A 22,456-nucleotide genomic window follows, 5' to 3' on the forward strand; every position below is an offset into this window, starting at 1 on the left:
AGAACATTTCAAGGGGAAATAAGTAATTAATATAGAAAATAGTGGCTTAATTATTTTTTTGTGGTTTCAACTTGAATGTAAAGTTCGACTTGTTTGCTGATATTGTCTGTCACTACGAAATTCATTCCCCATTGAAGATGGTCTATTGGAGTTTGTAAATCTCTACCACAAGTTTCTGCTTTCAATATTCGGATTTATTAAAAAGTAACATAATTTACCCCGTTTCCTGAAATCACCTGTTTCAAATGAAACGGGGCCAATATTTACTTTATTAGTTAATGGGTTAAATCAAACTAATAAATTTTCTCTCTATATCTTTAATGGCCGCACATCCTGCCAGCTTCATGCTAAGTTTCAACTCATCCTTTAGTAGGTTTAAAATGGAAGTTACGCCTGGCGCTCCGCCCAATGCCAGCGCATACAAAATGGGCCTACCGATAGCGACAGCTTTGGCGCCTAATGCGAGCGCTTTAAACACATGGGTACCGCGGCGGATGCCTCCATCCAGATAGACTGGAATTTTAGATCCAACAGCTTCAACAATGTGCGGTAATGAAGCGATTGCTGCCGGTACAGTATCTAATTGACGGCCGCCGTGATTTGAAACTTGAATCGCTGCGGCGCCGTGTTCAACACATTCTTTAGCATTTTCGGCGGATTGAATACCTTTTACGATGATTGGAAGACCTGATTCTTTGGCGAGGAACTCAAGGTCATTAAAATCAAGATCCCGTTTAAATAGCGCTGTAATCTCTGATAAGCTTGCTCCTGCGGGAACGCCTGGAATATTAGGAAATGGTAATGAATGTGGGAAAACAAATTTATTACGTTTATCGGTTTCTCTATTACCACTCCACTCTAAATCGACCGTAAAGACGATTGCGGTTGCTCCCATCGCTTTGGCTCGGCGTATCATTTCGCGGTTAATGCCCATATCCTTGGTAAAATAAATTTGGAACCATTTAGGTCCATTACTCACTTTTGCTATCTCTTCAAGAGGTGAATTAGCTAGAGTTTGTGCGGTAAACAGTGTGCCGGCAGCGGCAGCGCCTCTTGCTGTTCCCAATTCAGCAGTGGTATGAGATAGCCCATGTGCTGCCATCGGGGGAATGAAAATAGGCATATCTACTTTACTGCCGAGCAATTCAGTTGTTGTGTCAGGCTCTTTTACTCCTGCGAGATAGCGAGGAATAATTTGGAAATCGTCAAACGCTCTGGTGTTTTCACGTAAAGTCCATTCATCGCCTGAGCCGCCGCTGATATAGCCGAATTGGGGGGCAGGAATCAATTTACGTGCTTCTTTTTCCAGGTCGTAAAGATTAATAATATCAAGGGATTTTTCTGCACTATTTGTTTTGTAGGCTCCTGTCAGTTTTATGTTAGCAGTTGCGGCGTTGGCTGAGGATACAGCGGATAGCGTACCGGCAGCAGCAAGACTTAATCCTCCAACTATGACGTCTCTTCTTGATGGCATATAATTTTCCCTTACTTAGTAGGTTTAATAAGTATTGACAATAGAACTTGTCCACATATTAAGAATAGACCTATTCTGGATAATTCAAGCTAATAAATCTTTAAGAATGTTTTTATAAGCTGGCAAAGCCTATTGGAACTGGCGATTCTTTGTTGTGAGAGGAACATCACAAAATTCAGATTAAAGTATGTTAGCTTATTTTATTTGCTTACCTGAGTTTTTGGGGAACAGTTCAAACAGAGGGGCTTTGGATGTTGAATGTAAATGAGAAAATTGGCTATAAATTTGGTTTAAAATATTGAATTATTATCTGCATCAATTATAAAAAAATAGTTAATTTTACTAAGTTATAAAAATATTTCATCATTCCTTATCAGAAAAAGGCTATTATTGAAATGCGATCTAAAATTATATGCGATGATCAGGTGGATATTTTAATTTTCATTAACTCAAAGTCTTATTTAATGAAAGCATAAGTTTTTTCTTTAAGGAGAACTCATGAGTAATAAGAATGATTTTAAAGCCTTTTCTATTAGCCCGGATGCTAATATTGTTTCTCAGGAAGAATATGAAGAAAGTCAGGAATTGAATATGGGAATTTCTCCCAATGTTATTTCCATTGATTTATTAAATAAGGTCCTGCGTCAGTCGTCAACTATATCATCGGTGGTAGCTAATTTTATCGCTACACAATGTAGTGATGATGTTTTGGATGATGGCGATATAGACAAGCTCACTACCCAATTAAATACCGCTTTAGAGAAAAAAGCTTTAATAGAAATTCCAAGTGCTTCATTAACACAAAAAGGTGTTATTCAACTTACAGATGTACTTGGCGATAGCAATACGCTGGCAGTTACGCAAAAGCTTGTCCAGGAAATAATAACTTCGTTAAATGAGAATATTAATGGCAGAGTGCCCAACATCCGGCAAGTGAATGGTAAGGAATTATCTGAGAATATTGATCTGGATGCCGTGGATATTGGGGTATACACAAAAGAAGAAGTAGATAACCAAGTTAATGCTAAAGGTAATAAGAATTCTGCCAGTAAAGCGATTAATGGTTGGTGGAAATGTGGAGATACCGGCGTTATCTACCAATGGGGGCGTACTAAGGTCATTGATGCTGGCCGTATAGAGCGTATTCAATTGCCGATTAGTTTTTCCAATACCCATTATGCCGTCAATATTAATTCTATTCAAAGTAAAATGGGTTTTATGGGGGCATCTGTTGGCTATGTAAATGTAATTGATCATTCATCTTTCGATTTATTAAATTCTTGGGTAAATGCCAAATGGGATAGCCCATTCTTTTGGATAGCGATAGGATATTAATTATGTATTATTACAGTGCAAAAACGAATGCTTTCTACCCGGTAGAATTGAAACAAAATTATATTACTGCTGGTTCATTGCCGGATGATATTATAGAAGTCGGTAATGATATTTATCAGGAATATGCTGCTAATCATGCGCCAGAAGGAAAACATCGTGTAGCCAATAAAAAAGGTTTGCCGGAGTGGGCAGATATTCCCCCGCCAACGGAAGATGCATTACGGCAATATGCTGAATTCCAAAAACAACAACTCATTGCTGAGGCAACAAATCAAATTGCACCACTGCAAGATGCTGTTGATTTAGGTATTGCGATTGAGGAAGAGAAAATGGCTTTATTGGCATGGAAAGAATACAGGGTAAAACTTAATCGGATAGATGTTTCACAGGCAATGGATATTGATTGGCCTGAAAAACCAGAGAGATAAATAGACGCAACTTCTTTAATTCACCCCAAAAATTGATCTGTTTGATTTTTGGGGAAATATCAGGCTTTAAACTTAAATCTTAATTGTTGATTATCTACTGTAAACTAATTTTTTCATTGTTTTTTATTTTTATAGTGATTATTTCTCAATTGATTAAGTTATTATTATATGATTTATAACTTGACTTTAGCGGATGTGATTGATAATTTTATTTAATTATTTTTATTTCGTGTGGAATTATACTCTATATAAATTAATGGAGAAAGATAATGATAGACTTTAAAGGATTAGGTCATATTAATATTGTTGTAGATGATATGATGGCGGCAATAGATTTTTATAAAAATCTATTTGGGGCAATACCTAGGCAATTCTTTCCTCATTTCAAAAATAAGGGTTTTGCAAAATCAGCAGGTTTTATTGATAACCCTGAACAGGTAGATGTATCAATAGCATTTCTGGAAATTCCTGGTGCTGGGGTTTTTATTGAATTAATGGAATATCATAATCCAACTGGAACAAAAAGGATTGAAATAAAAGAAGTTAATGATATTGGAGGTATTGGGCATATTTGTCTTAGAGTAAAAAATATAGATAGTGTATTTGAGCATATAAAAAACTCGCCTGATGTCAGATTAATAAATTCATCGCCATTATATAAGCCATACAAAATAGATGAAATCACCCGTGATGAATTTATCTTCTTTAACGAAGAGGATGAAAAAAACGCTGTTTTAAAACAAGAAACGTGTGAGATTATAGGTAAGATCAGATATTTTTATTTTATAGACAAATATAATATTCAATGGGAATTTGAAGAAGGGCATGATGATATTGGCACTGATTAGGTAGTACTTAATAATTATTTGCCGATCTACTGGCCAGAATCCAGAATAGAGGTTTCACAGTTTTGCGCTAGCCAAAGCTGTTGATAGGATTTAGGTTCAAGTTTTTTACAGCAGATAAAAAAATAGCCCAGAAGATTGGGCTATTGTGAAAGTTGTATTAAGAAAAAACGACTTTAAGGCTGGCTACCGGGTGTCCGGCGTGGTTTCCCGATCACAATCTGAACGTCACGCCCTAGTCGATTCAGGCAATCTAACATTTTTGCCTCGCTGATACCTCGGAATTGCCCACGTAGCATGTTAGATAAGCGGGGTTGAGTCATGCCTAACAATTGAGCGGCTTTTTCTTGTGTTAGGCGACGGCTTTTAATGATATTGCCGATAGTAGTAGCAAGTTGTGCTTTGACTTGCATTTCTTCGGCATCTTCCATACCGAGATCGATATAAATGTTACCGCTACTGACTTCGATATTGTGGTTCATATTATCTTCCTCTGGCATGGTCTTCTGCGATTTTCAATCGTTCGCGAATTTTATCCATATCTGGCTTAGGTGTTGCTATCTCTGTCGATGATTTTTTCTGAAATACATGTAGAACATAGATAGCAGTTCCAAATTTAACGGTATATACCTCCCGGTAAGTGTCGCCAATGTAGTCTTCTACGACTTCTAGTACACCAGCCCCACCAAATCCTTTCAATGGCTTGGCCTGAGAATGTTTTCCCCCAGTCTGTGCAACATGTAGGGCATAACCGAAAATGTCCTGAACATCAGGTGTCAGTCATCAGCTTGGTTTTTGCTGTCTGTATGGTCATGATTATATTCCTTTAGTCTGTTGTTTTATTGGAACAGGCAGTAATTCTGTTGTCTATACGCCCCCCCACTCTTTTATTTCTCTTTTAGAGTAATTTTTATTTTTTAAATATTATTTCTTTTATAATATAATTTCCTTAATGGAGGAAAATAAATGTATACTATACTTACTCATGAAGCCGCTGCTACTGAACTTGCCACATTGCCATCTCAGATACGTGGTAGGATGTTTAGGTTAATAGAACGTCTGGCAATTGAAGGCAATGCTCTCAGGATGCCACATAGCCGAGTTATCGGCGGTGGTATATTTGAACTAAGGGTAGGAGATAAAGACATTGCCCGGTCACTGTATGCGTTTGCGAGAGGTCAGAAGATCTATCTGCTACATGCATTCGTGAAGAAGACTGAGAAAACCCCGGCAGCAGCCATCAAGACAGCCCATATGAGGCTTAAGGAGTTCAAATGAAACCAGTATCACTGAACGAATTGAAGGAGTTGATGTTGAATGACGCGGAGTCTATCGCTGCGTATAAGGAAGCCGACAAGGAGTTGGAACTGATACAGATATTATTTGAGATGCGTGAACGTTCTGGCATGTCAAAGACTGAGCTGGCAGAGAAAATTGGTATCAAACCATCAGGTATCAATAGGCTTGAAAAAAATCCTCTTGGCGCAAGTATGAAGACTTTGGAACGTTATGCAGCAGCGTGTGGCGCGGTTATTAACTTCAACGTTCAATATCAGTAAAAGGAATGGGACTTTGGTCCCGTTTATCCTTTAAAGCCGAAATAATTATATTAAAGTAGTAAACGTACTCCGCGCTTTCCCCAAAATATTCCTGATAGCAACCTGTACGGTTCTACATTAAATCACCTGCAATATTTCTTTATGTCAATTGTCAACGATACCTGATAGCGCCATCAGTACGGAGACGTTTCTCTATGCTATAGTAGGCCATAATTTAATATTATTCTCCGCGTTAGCTCCCCTATTTATGGGGTACTGAGAATGTCAAAATAATCTAAAAAGTATAGCGATGCACCAAAGTAAAGAAATTGAAAAAACTTTTAAATTCAATGAAAAAGATAAAGAAACGGTTAAATATAGCCTTAACCGTTTCTCCGTCGCCCCGATGCTCGATTGGACAGATCGTCACTGCCGTTATTTCCATCGTTTATTAAGTCAGCAAACGCTGTTATATACCGAAATGGTGACAACCGGGGCGATTATTCATGGTAAAGGCGATTATCTGGCATATAGCGAAGAAGAACATCCGATAGCATTACAACTGGGCGGCAGTGATCCGCAAGCGTTGGCGCATTGTGCGAAGATTGCTCAGGAGCGGGGCTATGATGAAATTAACCTAAATGTCGGTTGTCCTTCTGACCGGGTACAAAATGGTCGTTTTGGCGCTTGCTTGATGGGAGAAGCGGAACTGGTCGCTGATTGCGTCAAAGCCATGCAGGATGTGGTTAATGTGCCGGTGACAGTTAAAACCCGTATCGGTATTGATGAACAAGACAGTTACCAATTCCTGTGTGATTTTATTGATACCGTTGTGCGACGTAGTGGTTGCAATATATTTACCATTCATGCTCGTAAAGCGTGGCTTTCTGGTTTAAGTCCAAAAGAAAACCGTGAGATTCCACCGCTGGATTACCCACGAGTTTATCAATTGAAAAAAGATTTCCCTCAATTGACGATTGCTATTAATGGCGGTGTTAAATCGTTGGAAGAAGCGAAACAGCATCTACAACATGTAGATGGAATTATGATTGGGCGTGAGGCTTATCAAAACCCGTCTATTCTGGCACAGGTTGATCATGAATTATTTGATGCTTCAATGCCGGTGGTTGATACCGTTGCCGTGGTCAAAGCGCTTTATCCTTATATAGAGCAAGAACTATCAAAAGGAACATATCTGGGTCATATTACCCGCCATATTTTAGGTATTTTTCAGGGGATTCCGGGGGCGCGTCAGTGGCGTCGTCATCTTAGCGAGAATGCACACAAATCGGGTGCTGATATTTCTGTTGTGGAACAGGCGTTAGCTATGGTGACTGAGCGGATGTAATATCCGCTCGTTTTACCTTTGAAAGCACAGCCTATATGAGACTTAAGCACTAAAATATTTATGGATATTGCGTGATCTTTTGCTGTGCTTTTATCTATTTTTCTTGGTTATCTTCCTATTATCAGACAAAAACAGATATCCATATATTTTTGCGAAATATTGTGATGCTGTTCGAATAAATTAATTCTGTCATATTAGATGCTTGGGTAACTGCTTTTGGCAATAATATCCCAGTCTATGTGATTCTTGATGATAGTAAATACATAGCAACTAGTTTGTTAGGTATTATTCAACACCGAAAGCTCGAACATTATATCCAGAATTTCATACACGCCTTTTTCCTGACTCTCGGCTTTTTACTGAGTCACCTGATATTATTCAGGATGTTTCACACACTAATAGTATTCATAAAATATATATATGTGCAATGAAATACGTCCTTCATATGAAGAGAGGGGATATCATTGTTATATATAGAACGTCTGATGGACAAGGACCTGCGCGATATATACCCGTTATCTTTCAAGTTGCCTCTTTGTTGGCTGCACTCACTCACCCCGGTCGCATAGTTATCTATGCTCCCGGGGATTCGCTCCCTTGCCGCCGCGATGCATCTTGAAATCCATAGGGTATAGATCTGTGATTAGTTCACTTTGCGTTGTTGAAGAAGTTAGAGTTATTGATGAGTTTCCAACGTTAGAAAGTTATATTGATTATTGTAGTAAGTTTAGTGTCTTTAGTGAAAGCGAATTAATTGAAAAATATAAAAGAAGGAAATACCCATATATAGTAAGATTTACTTATAATGTGGCTTTACCTAAAAGGATTATTCGTGATAGACTCATTAATGAAGTTGGTTTAAATAATGATGATTATTGGGGAATAATGAAATTAACTGATGATCAATTTAATAATATTATCAAACTGAGTGAAGTTAATGAAAGTTTTATTATCAATTAAACCAGAATATGTTGATAAAATACTTGATGGTTCAAAGAAATTTGAATTTAGGAAAATTGCTTTTAAAAATAATCAAGTTCAATCCGTTGTTATATATGCAACTATGCCGATCGGAATGGTTGTTGGTGAGTTTGAAATTGAAGATATTATTTCTGATGCTCCTTCTGTTGTATGGGAAATGACTCATCAATTTGCGGGCACAACAAAGGATTTTTTTGATAGTTATTTTGAAGGAAGAGAAAAGGCTGTTGCAATTAGTATTGGTAATGTTAAAAAATACGATAAACCTCTGCCTTTAAATATGCTTGGTCAGGGGATAACAGCGCCTCAATCTTATCGTTACTTACCTGTTTGAGGTGTGATACCCCTACCAGGAGGGGTATTGTTTTGTTTTATCTTTCATATATTCAGCCAGCATTGCCTTCCTCTCATAAGGTTATTCGTGCAGGCAATTGCGGCATAATGAGGAATTAGACTTGTTGATTTGGTTAATAACCCGCTCATTTTACCGCTAAGGGAGCAGTAAACTTGATCCTTGCGTTGCTCGACTTTCTAGAATCTGATGTGCCTTTGTTGCCTCACTTAACGGGAACTTCTGATTTTCTGGTACATCCACATTAATTTTGCCGCTGGCAATCAGATCAAACAATTCTTTGCTCGCCTCATCCAATTCTTCGCGCGTTGAAATATAGCCGGCGATAGAAGGGCGGGTAACAAACAGTGAGCCTTTCTGATTTAAAATCCCCAAATCGACACCGGTAACTGGCCCGGATGCATTGCCAAAGCTAACCATCAACCCGTGGCGTTTCAAGCAATCCAGTGAATTCAGCCAGGTCGATTTACCAACAGAATCATAAACTACACTGACTTTTTCACCGTTGGTGATTTGATGAACCCGTTCGACAATATTTTCACGGTTATAGTTAATGACCTGCCATGCACCGGCATCTTTAGCGCGTTGTGCTTTCTCATCAGAGCCGACTGTTCCGATCAGTTTTGCACCCAAAACTTTTGCCCATTGGCAGGCAATTAGCCCAACGCCGCCAGCGGCGGCATGAAACAAAAAGGGTTCGCCTGACTGGATTTTGTAGGTACGGCGTAGAAGATAGTAAACAGTCAGTCCTTTCAGAAAAGAAGCAGCGGCTTGTTCGAAGGAGATGGTATCTGGCAGAACAGCGACTTTGCTTTCCGCGACATTATGCACTTCACTGTAAGCGCCTAAAGTTGATTGCGCGTAAACTACACGATTACCCGCTTTTATGGTAGTGACAGCTGAACCCACTTTGGTCACTACGCCTGCGGCCTCAGTGCCCAGGCCGCTAGGTAATTGTGCCGGTGGGTATAGCCCGCTACGAATATAAGTGTCGATGTAATTAATTCCAATCGCTCTATTTTCTACTTGTACTTCATCGTCAGCAGGAGCTCTGGGGGTGAATTCACAATATTGGAGAACTTCAGGGCCGCCGGTTGCGGAAAATTCGATATGTTTTGCCATGACTCAACCTCATCAATATAAGGGGAATGTGTATGCGCGTAGTAGTTGAACTGATTGTAAACGGGCTTTAATGTGTCAGAAATAATTACAAACTATATGTAATTACTCAAGGCACTTCATAGCGTATACTCATGTGCTGTTGCAGATTTATCAGTAGATTATTGCGGGATTCATGGCGGGAAAAAAATCAACTCACAACAAAATGGCTGAACCGAAAGATCGCCAAATGGAAGGGCTGAAACTTCCGCCACACTCTTTGGAAGCAGAGCAGTCTGTGTTAGGCGGTTTAATGCTAGATAACGAACGTTGGGATAATGTTTCCGAACGTGTGACTAGCAATGATTTTTTCAGTCGTCCACATCGGCGCATTTTTGCTGAAATGCAGCGGTTGCTGGAGATGGGCAACCCTATCGACCTGATTACATTATCGGAATCCCTTGAGCAGAGTGGGGAACTGAATAATGTAGGCGGTTTTGCTTATCTGGCCGAATTATCCAAAAATACGCCAAGTGCGGCTAACATTAATGCTTATGCGGATATTGTCCGCGAACGCGCTGTTGTCCGCGAGATGATTGCTGTTGCAAATGAAATTGCAGATGCCGGTTATGATCCTCAAGGCAGGAGCAGCGAAGAATTATTGGATCTGGCCGAATCACGGGTGTTCCAGATCGCTGAAAATCGTGCCAGTAAAGATGAAGGGCCGAAAGGAATAGAACAGATCCTTGAAGAAACCGTCGAGCGGATTGAGCAACTTTATCAACGTCCTCACGATGGTGTAACCGGTGTTTCAACTGGTTATCAGGATCTGGATAAGAAAACCGCAGGCTTACAAAAATCAGACTTAATCATTGTGGCTGCGCGTCCTTCTATGGGTAAAACCACTTTCGCCATGAACCTGTGTGAAAACGCAGCCATGATGCAGGATAAGCCTGTTTTGATTTTCAGTCTTGAGATGCCCGGCAACCAGATCATGATGCGTATGCTGGCATCCCTTTCACGGGTGGATCAAACCCGTATCCGTACCGGTCAGCTTGATGATGAAGATTGGGCGCGGATCTCCAGTACAATGGGGATATTGCTGGAAAAACGCAATATGTATATTGACGACTCATCTGGCTTGACGCCTACCGAAGTCCGTTCCCGCGCTCGCCGCGTCTTCCGCGAAAATGGCGGATTGAGCCTGATCATGATCGACTACCTGCAATTAATGCGGGTTCCGGCCTTATCTGATAATCGTACTTTGGAAATTGCGGAGATTTCCCGTTCACTAAAAGCTTTGGCTAAAGAGCTTCAAGTGCCGGTGGTTGCACTTTCTCAGCTCAACCGTAGCCTTGAACAGCGGGCAGATAAGCGCCCAGTTAACTCTGATCTACGTGAATCCGGCTCTATTGAGCAGGATGCCGACCTCATTATGTTTATCTATCGTGACGAGGTTTACCATGAGAGCAGCGACATGAAAGGTGTGGCTGAAATCATTCTCGGTAAGCAGCGTAACGGTCCAATCGGTACAGTTCGCCTGACGTTTAATGGTCAATGGTCGCGGTTTGATAACTACGCCGGACCAAGTTATGACGACGAATAAGTATTAACTACCAAAGAATCAATAAATTTAAGGAATAGAATGAAAGCGGCAACCGCAGTTATTGACCGCCGCGCTCTGCGACATAACTTGCAACGGGTAAGGGAGATCGCCCCTAAAAGCAATCTGATTGCAGTTGTGAAAGCAAACGCTTATGGCCACGGTTTACTGGAGACAGCACATACGCTGGAAGATGCCGATTGTTTCGGTGTAGCGCGAATTGGCGAAGCCCTGACGTTGCGTCATGGTGGTATCGTCAAACCGATTCTGTTATTGGAAGGATGCTTTGGTGCGGCTGATCTGCCAGTACTGGTTGCTAATCATATTGAAACCGTGGTTCACAGCATTGAACAGTTGGAAGCGCTGGAACAGGCTAAATTATCTCATCCGATAAAAGTATGGATGAAATTGGATAGCGGGATGCATCGCTTAGGTGTAAGGCCGGAAGATGCCGAAGAATTTTATCAACGGCTAAGTCGTTGTAAAAATGTGCGACAGCCCGTCAATATTGTCAGCCATTTTGGCAGAGCTGATGAGCCAACGGTAGACACCACTTGCCAGCAGATAGCCTGTTTTCAGGCTTTCTGTGCTGACAAACCGGGAGAAAAATCTATTGATGCATCGGGAGGCATCCTGTTGTGGCCGGAAGTCCATCAAGATTGGGTGCGTCCTGGGCTGATGATGTATGGTGTATCGCCATTGTCTGATAAAACAGCCACGGATTTTAACCTGATCCCAGCAATGACCTTAAAGTCGAGCTTAATTGCTGTTCGTAAGCATAAAGCTGGTGAATCGGTTGGCTATGGTGGGACTTGGATCAGTGAACGTGATACTTGCCTTGGTGTTGTAGCTATCGGTTATGGTGATGGTTATCCGCGCAGTGCGCCTTCGGGAACGCCAATACATATTAATGGTCGTGAAGTGCCGATTGCTGGTCGTGTCTCAATGGACATGATCTCTGTTGATTTAGGTCCAGATGCGACAGATAAAGTGGGTGATGAAGTGGTGCTCTGGGGAGATGTGCTGCCAGTGGAACGGATTGCTGAATGCACTGGTATCATTACTTATGAACTGGTGACTAAACTCACTTCCAGAGTGGTGATGGAATACCTGGACGAATAATGCTGTAGGTTATATTGTTTATTAAATAACTGACTGATAAGGAGTAGAGCCTGATGTTCCAGAATGTTGATGCTTATGCTGGTGATCCTATTCTTTCGCTGGCTGAAGAGTTTACAAAAGATCCTCGCACGGAAAAAATTAATCTGAGTATCGGGCTGTATTACGATGAGCAGGGTGTGATTCCGCAATTGCAGGCAGTGGCTACCGCAGAAGAACAGCTTAGAGCGTTGTCACAGACGGCTTCTCTTTATCTGCCGATGGAGGGATTGGAATCGTATCGTCTTGCGGTTCAGGAACTGTTATTTGGTAAAGATCATCCGGTATTGAAACAGCGGATAGTGGCAACGATTCAATCATTGGGCGGTTCTGGCGCCCTTAAAATTGGTGCTGATTTTCTGCGTCGTTATTTCCCTGATTCAGAAGTGTGGTGCAGTGATCCAACTTGGGAAAACCACGCCGCTATTTTTGCGGGGGCTGGTATCAAGGTGAACTATTACCCTTATTTTGATACCCAGACTAAAGGGGTAAAATTCAATGAAATGCTGGAAACATTCAGGAAGTTGCCGGCAAAAAGCATTATTGTGATGCACCCTTGTTGCCATAACCCAACCGGATCGGATCTGACCTATGATCAATGGGATCAAGTTGTTCAGATTGTTAAAGAGAGAGAATTACTGCCATTCCTTGATATTGCTTATCAGGGGCTTGGGGATGGTATGGAAAAAGATGCTTACGCCATTCGTGCTATGGCGACAGCCGGTTTGCCTTGTCTGGTGAGCAACTCCTTCTCCAAGATATTTTCTATGTATGGTGAGCGTGTGGGTGGCTTGTCTGTCATTTGTGATGATGAACAGACCAAAGAGAGGGTATTGGGGCAGTTAAAAGCGGGTGTACGTCGCGTCTACTCTACCCCACCGAATTTTGGGGCGCAGGTTGTGGCGAAAGTACTGACTGATCCTGCTTTGAAGGCACAATGGTTGACAGAAGTGGAGCATATGCGCTTGCGTATTTTGGAAATGCGCACGGTGCTGGTGGATGCTTTGAAAACAGCATTACCAGAGAAAAACTTTGAGTATTTTATGAAACAGCGCGGGATGTTCAGCTATACCGGTTTTAGCCAGAAACAGGTGGATCGCTTGCGCCAAGAATTTGCTGTTTATCTGGTCGGTAATGGCCGAGTCTGTATGGCAGGTGTTAACCATCGTAATGTTGCACGTATTGCTGAGACATTTGCGGCGGTAAATAAATAATAGATTCTAATATAAATAATCTGTTATTGATGATAATGATTGATAATTTTGTAGAATAGCAGTACATCCCTTCTTAGAAGCGCGCCATAATATGGTGCGCTTGCTTTTTGCTTCAACTAATTGAATTTTAATATTTTTATTTTTATGTTTTTTCAGTCTGCAATTATTAGTCAAACTATATCACGAATGGAAAATTAACAGATAATCGTCGATCTAATAAAATGTCAGATAAATTAGGAAGGAATGATACAGCGACAGTCTCTGGTTGGAATGCTGATAATCGAATTAAGTGGAGTAAATAAAATGAGTATATCTATAGATCAGTTACGTGTTTATACTAATCCTGATGAGTTCTTTGCCTTAGGTGGAAGTGTTGGAATGAAATTAACTCCTCAAGCGGCGATTGGAGTCTGTGAAATTGCCACTAATAAGAATTTAGTAATTTCACGTATTGAAGGGTTTATTTGGCATCGTAACACCGGAAAGTTTGAGGCTAGGTTAGATGCTATTTGGGATGGATTAGTGAATCCGGGGAATGACTTAGAAAAGGTGGAAAAAAATAATAAAGAAGCTATAGAAAATATCAAGGAAGATGAAAAAAATGGACATAATGTATTTATTATTACTATAGCTAAAAAACGGTAACTTATATATCAACCACCAGAGTATAAAGCTACCTTTTTTGAATTGAACCCGATATATCAGGTAAGGATTAGCGATTAGAAGGATTGAGCTCTATGATGAATAGAGAGTCAGTTCTTTATATTATACTATCTTGATGGTAATAACGAATACACTTCATCATTAGCTTATTGAATTTACTTACTTAAAAAATGGTGATTACTTATTCTAACTTGGATTTATCTACGACACAATTTTATAATATATCTTGACGAGTGCTATTCTTTGATTATGATGATTAAAGGATAATTAACGTCGTTTTATTTAATAAGGAAGCTAAATGGAAAAGTTACATCGTTGGGAAAAGAATGGTTATATTATTTCTACGGATAAACATGAATTAGATATTAATTTTATTCATCAGTTTCTGGCGAAAATGAGTTGGGCAGAAGGAATTGATAAAGAAACTGTGAAATTATCAATTGAAAATAGCTTAAATTTTGGTTTGTACGAAAATTCGCGGCAGATAGGATTTGCGCGTATTGTGACTGATTTCGCGACCTTTGGTTATCTATGTGATGTTTTTATTTTGGATGATTATCAGGGGTTAGGATTAGCACGTTGGATGATGGAGTGTTGTCTGGAACATCCTCAAATAATAAAGCTCAGAAGAATTATGCTGGTTACTACCACAGCTCCTTGGTTATATGAAAAGACGGGTTATTCGCCGGTAAAATCAGATAACTTTGTTTGGCAAATTGTTCGTCCTGATATTTACAAGAAAAATAAAATTTAATCATTATTGCTTGAGATCGATCTGTTTCTACTTTAATTGTCTGTGTTTATATATAGTGTTAATGTGTACTTTCTGTTTAATAAAACAGGTAAGTTATTAGCAGAGGATGATCATGACGTAGCATTAAAAAATTTTTATGAGGTAAGTAATGGGATTAAAGTTAAACATTGCGTGGTTTGATAGAAAAACGGAAGAGTTTATTGGTGAAGAATATTCTAGAGATCTGGGAGATGATGGTTAAGTAATAGAAAAATTAGGGCTTCCTATTGAAGATAATATTAATAATGGCGCATTCGATGTAAAAAAAGAATGGGTGCCAACACTTGAATCATATTTTAAAAATAAAATTGAAACAGATAAATATTGGTATCAAATATCATTTAACTATCGAGATAAATGGTAATGAGGCCGTAATTTAAATTTAGTTATTCACTTAAACCTCGCTGCGGCGAGGCTTAAGGTTATTATCGTGATGTTTAAATGGCAACAAGTTCTAGATGTTTGCCCAAGGCATTTAACGCATTCGCGATGGTGTCAATTTTAGTGCTATGACTTAATGACACTATACGTTGAATTTCTTGCGGTCGGGTTCCCAATAACCGCGCAAGTTCTGCGTTGCTTGTTCTTGTTTGAAGCATCGTATTCAACAGTAAAACCTTAGCCGCTATACTGGCTGGTACTTCGACAAAAGCTTCTCCTTCAGTCGATGGTGTTGGTATTTCGCGCCGGTCTTCAAAGTAGAAATCAAATGCAGTAACCAGAGCATCCTGCGCCATAGCTAACGCTTCTTCTCTAGTATCTCCGCCTGTTAAGGCTTCTGGGATATCTGGGAATATCACAGCCCAACCTGTTTCGTCATGTTCGAATTTTACTGGGTATCGCATATTTTACTCAGTGAAGTTATGCGAGTAACCAGCCCCTTAGGGCCGGTCTGTCATTTGATACCTAGCTGTTTTAATATTAATTTCCTCAGCGGTTCTGGGATTTCTTTATTAGGGTGCCTTGGCATCGTGGTTTGCTTACCGTTCAAGAAAACTTTCAAATGGTTAGTCCCATCTTTAAATTCTGATCCTTGAGCTTTAAGCCACCGGCGAAACTCGCTTTGCTTCTCTGCCTCCTCCTGTTTGTTTAACTTGAAAATAAATATAAACATTTTTGTTTATATGAGCAAGAGATTTATAAGCATTTTTGTTTATAAGAGTAATAACGTTAAATTATTTGTATTTATTCTTTATAGGATGAAGTCTAATGTAAGAATTATTCTAATTGCAGCGTATATAATTTGTTCGCGGATATTTTCTGCTATGAAGTATGTTTTTTTAATGTGAAAAAGATCAACTTTTCATGAAACATATTTCAGATGGTGAGAAATAATTTTCACCATTTCAAGGTATATCCAAACATTTGTTAGCTTTCGATAAAAGTTTACTTAGTGCTTTGTTTTATTGAATTTATTTCTAGCATAAAACACCGGTTGGTTATTAATATGCAGTAAAAAGGATTTTTCATCAGGATTTAACTTGATGGTTATCACATAAAGTCGGGCTGAAAATCCAGTCATATGCTCTTACGATCATTCTCTCAACTTCGTTGTAAAATAAAAAATCCCGCTTTACTGTTTTGCTTTTAACACATAAAACAAACGTGTGTTTAAGAACAAACAAGTGTCCAAAAATGACAAATCGGGAAAAACAAATATTGCAACTTCTGAGACGAGATCCGTTGATCCCACAGCAGGAAATTGCCGATGTTTTAGGTATAAGTCGCTCGGGTGTTGCTGGTCATATTATGAATTTAATGAATAAGGGATATATAAAAGGGAAAGGTTATATTTTATCTGATCATAATTATGTGGTAGCGGTTGGCTCTATTAATATGGATGTTTGCGGTTATGCATCGAATAAGCTCATTTATCAAGATTCTAACCCAGGAAAAATAAAATGTACTCCTGGTGGTGTAGGCAGAAATATTGCCCAAAATATCGCATTATTAGGTAAAGAATGTCATCTTATTTCTGTTGTTGGCGATGATTTCTATGGTAGCACTTTACTGGATCAGGCCAGATGCGCAGGTGTTAATATCGACTACTGCTATAAGCTTTATGGTGAAAATACCTCGACATATGTCTCCTTATTAGATGATGGTGGTGAGATGTTGGTTGCCATCAATGACATGCATATTTTGGGAAAACTGACGCCGTCATTGTTAGCGAATCATTGTGATCTTATTCAGCACGCCGGCGTACTGGTTATTGATTGCAATTTATCTGAAGAAGCTTTGGTTTGGCTGTTGACTAATGCCGGAACGGTGCCGGTATTTGTGGATACAGTATCCGCATTTAAAGCACCTAAGATTAAAAACTGGCTTTCCTATATCCACACGTTAAAACCTAATTGTCTGGAAGCGGAAGCACTGAGTGGAATGAAAATTACCCGACCTACCGATGTTCCGGCAATGGCGCGGTGGTTTCACGATCAAGGTGTGCAGCGGCTGGTACTCAGCATGGGTGTAGAGGGGGTCTACTTTAGTGAAAGCGATGGTGTGGCAGGCTGGTCACTTCCCATCGGTATCAAGATTGTCAATGTAACAGGCGCCGGAGATGCCATGATGGCCGGACTGGTGAACTGCTGGCTAGAAAATATGACGCTGGCGGAAAGCGTTCGCTTTGCTCAAGGATGTTCCGCGCTTACGCTCTCTTGCGAATTTACCAATAATCCAAATCTGTCAAATGGCAGTGTCCAAAAACTGTTGGAATTACAATCTCATGAAAAATCATGCTATTAGCAATGAATATCTGGATATTTCCCTGGAAGTTACAGAGGCTTTAGCGAATAACCGACCGGTTGTGGCGTTGGAATCTACCATTATTGCTCATGGAATGCCTTATCCGCAAAATGTAAAAACTGCGTTAAAAGTTGAGCAGAAAATCAGGGAAAATGGCGCTGTTCCTGCAACAATTGCTGTTATCAATGGGATTATGAAAGTCGGTCTGTCGCATGGAGAAATAGAGTTTTTGGGTAGAGAAGCTGACAAGATAACTAAAGTCAGCCGTCGTGATTTACCCTTTGTTATAGCGGCCGGAAAGAATGGCGCGACGACGGTTGCTTCTACCATGATTATTGCTGCAATGGCCGGGATTAGCATCTTCGCTACCGGCGGTATTGGTGGTGTGCACCGTGGCGCGGAACAGACTTTTGATATTTCTGCCGATTTACAGGAATTAGCGAAAACCAGTGTCGCGGTAGTCTGTGCTGGCGCTAAATCCATTCTGGATCTTGGCCTGACAACAGAATATCTTGAAACTCACGGTGTACCATTAATTGGCTATCAGACTCATGTTTTGCCGGCGTTCTTCTGTCGTACCAGCCCATTTCCCGTCAATATTCGACTGGATTCCCCAGAACAAATAGCTCAGGCGATGGCAGTAAAATGGGATACTGGATTACAGGGCGGTTTGGTGATTGCCAATCCTATCCCTGAGCCACACGCCATGCCGGAAGCGGAGATCAATGCTGCGATCGAACAAGCAGTGTGTGAATCCGTTGAACAGGGGCTGAGCGGAAAGGCGTGTACGCCGTTTTTGTTATCCAGAGTGGCTGAGTTAACTGGGGGTGATAGCTTGTCTGCCAATATTCAGTTGGTACTTAATAACGCTCAACTGGCAGCGAAAATTGCTTGCCGTTATTGGGAAAGCCGTGGGTAAAAACAACTCGTTATGCTTTAAGTTCCATCCTCAAGTTGGTTAAAGGGGTTCTACCTCAAAGGATTGATAAGTCGTCGTCAGAAATAAAGGGGCTTAAATTGCCCCTTGTTTGCGAATTATGCTTCTTTTTTCAATATCGGTTTCAGGAAACGTGCAGTATGTGATGCCTCACATTCGGCGACCTCTTCTGGTGTACCAGAAATCAGGATTTCGCCGCCGCCGCTACCTCCTTCTGGGCCAAGATCCACGATCCAGTCAGCGGTTTTAATCACATCAAGGTTATGTTCAATAACTACAATAGTATTCCCTTGATCGCGTAATTGATGCAGAACCGCTAATAGCTGCTGAATATCAGCAAAATGCAAACCTGTTGTTGGCTCATCAAGAATATATAACGTTTGTCCAGTTCCGCGTTTAGATAGTTCACGTGCCAGTTTTACTCGCTGCGCTTCACCGCCTGATAACGTTGTTGCTGATTGACCCAGACGGATGTAGGAAAGACCGACGTCCATGAGGGTTTGTAGTTTACGGGCCAGAGCAGGAACCGCATCAAAGAATTCACGGGCTTCTTCGATCGTCATATTCAATACTTCATTGATATTCTTGCCCTTATATTTTACTTCCAGTGTTTCACGGTTATAACGCTTACCTTTGCACTGATCACAAGGGACATAAATATCAGGCAAGAAATGCATTTCTACCTTAATAACGCCATCACCTTGGCAAGCTTCACAGCGCCCACCTTTAACGTTAAAACTGAATCGTCCGGGTGTATAACCACGGGCGCGTGATTCAGGGACGCCAGCGAACAATTCACGGACGGGTGTGAATACGCCGGTATAAGTTGCCGGGTTAGAGCGAGGAGTTCGGCCAATCGGGCTCTGGTCAATATCAATCACTTTGTCGAAATGTTCTAGCCCTTGAATATCAATATAAGGTGCAGGGGTGATATTGGTTGCGCCATTTAACTGACGTTGTGCAATGGGGAACAGCGTATCATTGATTAGCGTCGATTTACCGGAACCAGAAACCCCGGTAATACAAGTAAATAACCCAACTGGCAGATTGAACGTCACATTTTTCAGGTTATTACCTTTCGCTCCAATCAGTTTCAGCACCTTTTTCGGATCAGCCGGGATACGCTTTTCTGGGATGGCAATTTCCCGTTTGCCACTCAGGAATTGACCTGTCAGTGACTCTTTGCTCACCATAATGTCTTTAACTGTGCCTTCCGCGACGATTTCACCGCCATGTACACCTGCGCCGGGGCCGATATCAATGATATGGTCGGCAGCCCGGATGGCATCCTCATCATGTTCAACCACAATCACGGTATTCCCCAGATTGCGCAAGTGGATTAGCGTTTCCAGCAGGCGTTCATTATCCCGCTGGTGCAACCCGATAGAAGGTTCATCAAGTACATACATCACGCCCACTAAACCTGCGCCAATCTGGCTGGCAAGGCGGATACGTTGAGCTTCGCCGCCGGACAGGGTTTCGGCAGAACGAGAGAGAGTCAGATAATTCAGACCGACATTAACCAGAAATTTCAAGCGGTCGCGGATCTCTTTCAATACTTTTTCAGCAATTTGCGCACGTTGACCACTGAGTTTAATGTTTTGAAAGAAATCCATTGCATGGCCGATACTGAAATCTGAGATCTCCGGCAGAGTGGTATTCTCAATAAATACGTAACGGGCTTCTTTACGTAAGCGGGTTCCGTGGCAGGAAATACACGAGCGATTACTAATATATTTCGCCAGTTCCTCCCGAACAGCAGTGGATTCCGTCTCTTTATAACGGCGTTCCATATTATGCAGTACGCCTTCGAATGGATGGTGGCGCACCGTGGTATCGCCACGGTCATTGATGTATTTAAATTCGATGGATTGTTTACCGGAACCGTACAACACCACTTTCTGAATATTGGCGCTAAGAGAATTAAAGGGAGCTTCGATATCGAATTTATAATGTTCCGCCAATGAACATAGCATCTGGAAATAGTAGAAATTACGACGATCCCAGCCGCGAATTGCCCCACCGGCTAGGGAGATATCACCATTCTGAATGACTCTATCAGGATCAAAAAATTGCTGAATGCCTAAACCATCACAAGTTGGGCAAGCCCCGGCTGGATTGTTGAAAGAGAACAGGCGAGGTTCCAGTTCACTCATGCTATAGCCACATGCAGGACACGCAAAGTTAGCAGAGAAAATCAGCTCTTCGGCGGTATTATCATCGATATTGGCGACAATAGCGGTACCGCCTGAAAGTTCCAGCGCTGTTTCAAAAGATTCCGCCAGACGTTGCGCCAGATCGGCGCGAACTTTAAAGCGATCAATAACGACTTCAATGGTGTGTTTTTTCTGTAATTCTAATTTCGGTGGATCAGATAGATCACAGACTTCACCATCAATGCGAGCGCGGATATAACCTTGTGCCGCCAGATTATCCAACAATTTAGTATGCTCGCCTTTTCGCTCTTTGACGATCGGCGCCAGTAACATCAGACGATGACCTTCTGGCAGTGTTAGCACATTATCTACCATCTGACTAACCGTCTGTGCCGCCAATGGAATATCGTGTTCTGGGCAACGTGGTTCGCCTACGCGGGCAAACAGCAAACGTAGATAATCATGAATTTCGGTAATTGTCCCCACGGTTGAACGTGGATTATGGGAAGTAGATTTTTGCTCGATGGAAATGGCCGGGGATAATCCTTCGATATGGTCAACATCGGGTTTCTCCATCAGTGACAGAAATTGGCGCGCATAAGCTGAAAGCGATTCCACATAACGACGCTGTCCCTCAGCATAAAGCGTATCAAATGCCAGAGAAGACTTACCTGAGCCGGACAAGCCCGTGATAACGATCAGCTTGTCTCGGGGAATTATCAGATTGATATTTTTGAGATTGTGGGTACGTGCGCCCCGAACTTCGATGTTATCCATGAATCATTTCCCGGATTATTCATACGTGCATATACCCGTTATCTTTCAAGTTGCCTCTTTGTTGGCTGCACTCGCTCACCCCGGTCACATAGTTTGCTATGCTCCCGGGGATTCACTCCCTTGCCGCCGCGATTCATCTTGAAATCCATAGGGTATATAATAATAAGTGAGTTATTATTACACAGAGTTGACTGATTAGATATACAGTATTTAAGTGAAATAATGTAATAAGTACAGTATGACAATATGAAAGTACGGTGAGCTTCGCAAAGTCCGCTTTAAAGCGGCCACGTTTCATTTTTAGTGTCGCATGTTAAACTGCGTTACTTAATAATTGTAGAAATTCATTTCATCAGGAGTATTCCCAATGGCCAGCAGAGGCATAAACAAAGTTATTTTAATCGGTAACCTGGGGCAAGACCCGGAAGTCCGCTATATGCCAAACGGCGGTGCAGTGACTAACATTACTCTGGCGACTTCTGAAAGCTGGCGCGATAAACAAACCGGTGAGATGAAAGAGAAGACTGAATGGCACCGGGTTGTTTTGTTTGGCAAGCTGGCGGAAGTCGCGGGTGAATACTTGCGTAAAGGTTCACAGGTTTATATTGAAGGTTCTCTGCAAACCCGTAAATGGCAGGATCAGAACGGTCAGGAGCGTTACACTACAGAAGTGGTGGTAAACATGGGCGGCACCATGCAAATGATGGGAAGCCGCGCTGGTGGTAATTTCCAGGATAGCCAACCGCAAGGCGGAAGTTGGGGACAGCCGCAGCAGCCGCAACCACAGCAACAATCTCAGCAGTTCAGCGGTGGTGGCGCTCCTTCACGTCCAGCTCAATCTTTTGCTCCACAGAGCAATGAGCCGCCAATGGATTTTGATGATGACATTCCATTCTAAGTGCGCCGTTTTGCTTTGTAAATCAAGTGCTTAAGGTTATTTATAATCAAAAGTATAGGCTGTTGGAAAGCCTATTGCAAGCCTGACTTATCCTTGCTTAGTAATAAGCTTGA

General features: G+C 41.3%; 23 protein-coding genes and 2 pseudogenes. 18 read left to right on the forward strand and 7 right to left on the reverse strand.

The features are described from left to right. Positions 1-283: 283 nt before the first annotated feature. Positions 284-1,474, reverse strand: coding sequence for a lactate oxidase (locus V2H77_RS15080; RefSeq protein WP_265379440.1), 1,191 nt, complete (start codon positions 1,472-1,474; stop codon positions 284-286). Positions 1,475-1,972: 498 nt separating this feature from the next. Between V2H77_RS15080 and V2H77_RS15085 the strand changes: the two genes are divergently transcribed. From V2H77_RS15085 to V2H77_RS15095, 3 genes are all read left to right on the forward strand, one after another. Further along, complete coding sequence (locus V2H77_RS15085; protein ID WP_341499452.1) at positions 1,973-2,809, forward strand: gp53-like domain-containing protein; 837 nt, start codon at positions 1,973-1,975, stop codon at positions 2,807-2,809. A gap of 2 nt (positions 2,810-2,811) precedes the next feature. After that, positions 2,812-3,237 (forward strand): tail fiber assembly protein, encoded by a 426-nt coding sequence (locus V2H77_RS15090; RefSeq protein ID WP_341499453.1) that lies wholly within the window; start codon positions 2,812-2,814, stop codon positions 3,235-3,237. 269 nt (positions 3,238-3,506) lie between these two features. Further along, positions 3,507-4,085 (forward strand): VOC family protein, encoded by a 579-nt coding sequence (locus tag V2H77_RS15095; protein ID WP_265379437.1) that lies wholly within the window; start codon positions 3,507-3,509, stop codon positions 4,083-4,085. Positions 4,086-4,258: 173 nt separating this feature from the next. Here V2H77_RS15095 and V2H77_RS15100 read toward each other — a convergent pair whose 3' ends face one another. Further along, the gene (locus tag V2H77_RS15100) at positions 4,259-4,564 is read right to left on the reverse strand and encodes a helix-turn-helix domain-containing protein (RefSeq protein WP_341499454.1); all 306 of its coding nucleotides are present in this window, start codon (positions 4,562-4,564) and stop codon (positions 4,259-4,261) included. Position 4,565: 1 nt separating this feature from the next. Then, complete coding sequence (locus tag V2H77_RS15105; protein ID WP_049582977.1) at positions 4,566-4,862, reverse strand: type II toxin-antitoxin system RelE/ParE family toxin; 297 nt, start codon at positions 4,860-4,862, stop codon at positions 4,566-4,568. Between the two features lie 186 nt (positions 4,863-5,048). On the opposite strand from V2H77_RS15105, the gene V2H77_RS15110 reads away from it, so the two are divergent. The 6 genes and pseudogenes from V2H77_RS15110 to V2H77_RS15135 all read left to right on the forward strand — a co-directional run bounded on the left by V2H77_RS15110 (position 5,049) and on the right by V2H77_RS15135 (position 8,283). Then, the gene (locus V2H77_RS15110; protein ID WP_049582976.1) at positions 5,049-5,360 is read left to right on the forward strand and encodes a type II toxin-antitoxin system RelE/ParE family toxin; all 312 of its coding nucleotides are present in this window, start codon (positions 5,049-5,051) and stop codon (positions 5,358-5,360) included. Then, positions 5,357-5,641 carry a helix-turn-helix domain-containing protein gene (locus tag V2H77_RS15115; protein ID WP_049582975.1) on the forward strand — a complete coding sequence of 95 codons (285 nt, stop codon included), beginning with the start codon at positions 5,357-5,359 and terminating at the stop codon, positions 5,639-5,641. The genes V2H77_RS15110 and V2H77_RS15115 overlap by 4 nt, the downstream gene beginning before the upstream one ends. Before the next feature lie 289 nt (positions 5,642-5,930). Continuing rightward, entirely contained in the window at positions 5,931-6,968 is a 1,038-nt protein-coding gene (gene dusA / locus V2H77_RS15120) for a tRNA dihydrouridine(20/20a) synthase DusA (protein ID WP_049582974.1), read from the forward strand. 310 nt (positions 6,969-7,278) lie between these two features. Further along, a pseudogene (locus V2H77_RS15125) lies at positions 7,279-7,473 on the forward strand (N-acetyltransferase); the annotation flags it as partial. Between the two features lie 134 nt (positions 7,474-7,607). Next, positions 7,608-7,928 carry a hypothetical protein gene (locus V2H77_RS15130; RefSeq protein ID WP_341499455.1) on the forward strand — a complete coding sequence of 107 codons (321 nt, stop codon included), beginning with the start codon at positions 7,608-7,610 and terminating at the stop codon, positions 7,926-7,928. Further along, entirely contained in the window at positions 7,906-8,283 is a 378-nt protein-coding gene (locus tag V2H77_RS15135; protein WP_341499456.1) for an ASCH domain-containing protein, read from the forward strand. Before V2H77_RS15130 ends, V2H77_RS15135 begins: the two co-directional genes overlap by 23 nt. Before the next feature lie 156 nt (positions 8,284-8,439). On the opposite strand, the gene V2H77_RS15140 is transcribed toward V2H77_RS15135, so the two are convergent. Continuing rightward, a complete protein-coding gene (locus tag V2H77_RS15140) occupies positions 8,440-9,423 on the reverse strand; it encodes a quinone oxidoreductase (protein WP_341499457.1) in 984 nt (327 codons plus the stop codon). A gap of 172 nt (positions 9,424-9,595) precedes the next feature. On the opposite strand from V2H77_RS15140, the gene dnaB reads away from it, so the two are divergent. From dnaB to V2H77_RS15170, 6 genes and pseudogenes are all read left to right on the forward strand, one after another. Next, positions 9,596-11,005, forward strand: a complete 1,410-nt coding sequence (gene dnaB, locus V2H77_RS15145) for a replicative DNA helicase (RefSeq protein ID WP_049582966.1) — start codon at positions 9,596-9,598, stop codon at positions 11,003-11,005. 39 nt (positions 11,006-11,044) lie between these two features. Next, positions 11,045-12,124 carry an alanine racemase gene (alr, locus tag V2H77_RS15150; protein ID WP_341499458.1) on the forward strand — a complete coding sequence of 360 codons (1,080 nt, stop codon included), beginning with the start codon at positions 11,045-11,047 and terminating at the stop codon, positions 12,122-12,124. 53 nt (positions 12,125-12,177) lie between these two features. After that, the gene (locus V2H77_RS15155) at positions 12,178-13,374 is read left to right on the forward strand and encodes an amino acid aminotransferase (RefSeq protein WP_341499459.1); all 1,197 of its coding nucleotides are present in this window, start codon (positions 12,178-12,180) and stop codon (positions 13,372-13,374) included. Between the two features lie 303 nt (positions 13,375-13,677). Then, on the forward strand, positions 13,678-14,019 hold the full coding sequence (locus tag V2H77_RS15160) for a colicin immunity protein (RefSeq protein ID WP_341499460.1): 342 nt from the start codon (positions 13,678-13,680) through the stop codon (positions 14,017-14,019). Positions 14,020-14,335: 316 nt separating this feature from the next. Then, complete coding sequence (locus V2H77_RS15165) at positions 14,336-14,791, forward strand: GNAT family N-acetyltransferase (protein ID WP_341499461.1); 456 nt, start codon at positions 14,336-14,338, stop codon at positions 14,789-14,791. 148 nt (positions 14,792-14,939) lie between these two features. Next, positions 14,940-15,194 (forward strand): annotated as a pseudogene (locus V2H77_RS15170) (cloacin immunity family protein). A gap of 73 nt (positions 15,195-15,267) precedes the next feature. On the opposite strand, the gene V2H77_RS15175 reads toward V2H77_RS15170, so the two are convergent. Beyond that, positions 15,268-15,675, reverse strand: coding sequence for a type II toxin-antitoxin system HicB family antitoxin (locus V2H77_RS15175; protein ID WP_341499462.1), 408 nt, complete (start codon positions 15,673-15,675; stop codon positions 15,268-15,270). A 50-nt stretch (positions 15,676-15,725) separates the two neighbouring features. After that, complete coding sequence (locus V2H77_RS15180; RefSeq protein ID WP_341499463.1) at positions 15,726-15,944, reverse strand: type II toxin-antitoxin system HicA family toxin; 219 nt, start codon at positions 15,942-15,944, stop codon at positions 15,726-15,728. 521 nt (positions 15,945-16,465) lie between these two features. On the opposite strand from V2H77_RS15180, the gene V2H77_RS15185 reads away from it, so the two are divergent. Together V2H77_RS15185 and V2H77_RS15190 are read left to right on the forward strand one after the other, a co-directional pair. After that, positions 16,466-17,575 carry a PfkB family carbohydrate kinase gene (locus V2H77_RS15185; protein ID WP_341499464.1) on the forward strand — a complete coding sequence of 370 codons (1,110 nt, stop codon included), beginning with the start codon at positions 16,466-16,468 and terminating at the stop codon, positions 17,573-17,575. After that, entirely contained in the window at positions 17,556-18,494 is a 939-nt protein-coding gene (locus tag V2H77_RS15190; protein ID WP_341499465.1) for a pseudouridine-5'-phosphate glycosidase, read from the forward strand. The genes V2H77_RS15185 and V2H77_RS15190 overlap by 20 nt, the downstream gene beginning before the upstream one ends. Before the next feature lie 116 nt (positions 18,495-18,610). On the opposite strand, the gene uvrA is transcribed toward V2H77_RS15190, so the two are convergent. Further along, positions 18,611-21,445 (reverse strand): excinuclease ABC subunit UvrA, encoded by a 2,835-nt coding sequence (gene uvrA, locus V2H77_RS15195; protein ID WP_341499466.1) that lies wholly within the window; start codon positions 21,443-21,445, stop codon positions 18,611-18,613. A gap of 367 nt (positions 21,446-21,812) precedes the next feature. Here uvrA and V2H77_RS15200 point away from each other — a divergent pair, with 367 nt between their 5' ends. Continuing rightward, a complete protein-coding gene (locus V2H77_RS15200) occupies positions 21,813-22,343 on the forward strand; it encodes a single-stranded DNA-binding protein (RefSeq protein ID WP_088373561.1) in 531 nt (176 codons plus the stop codon). Positions 22,344-22,456 lie beyond the last annotated feature (113 nt).

The sequence above is a fragment of the Photorhabdus sp. P32 genome (genome assembly GCF_038085095.1).
Lineage (GTDB): Bacteria > Pseudomonadota > Gammaproteobacteria > Enterobacterales > Enterobacteriaceae > Photorhabdus > Photorhabdus luminescens.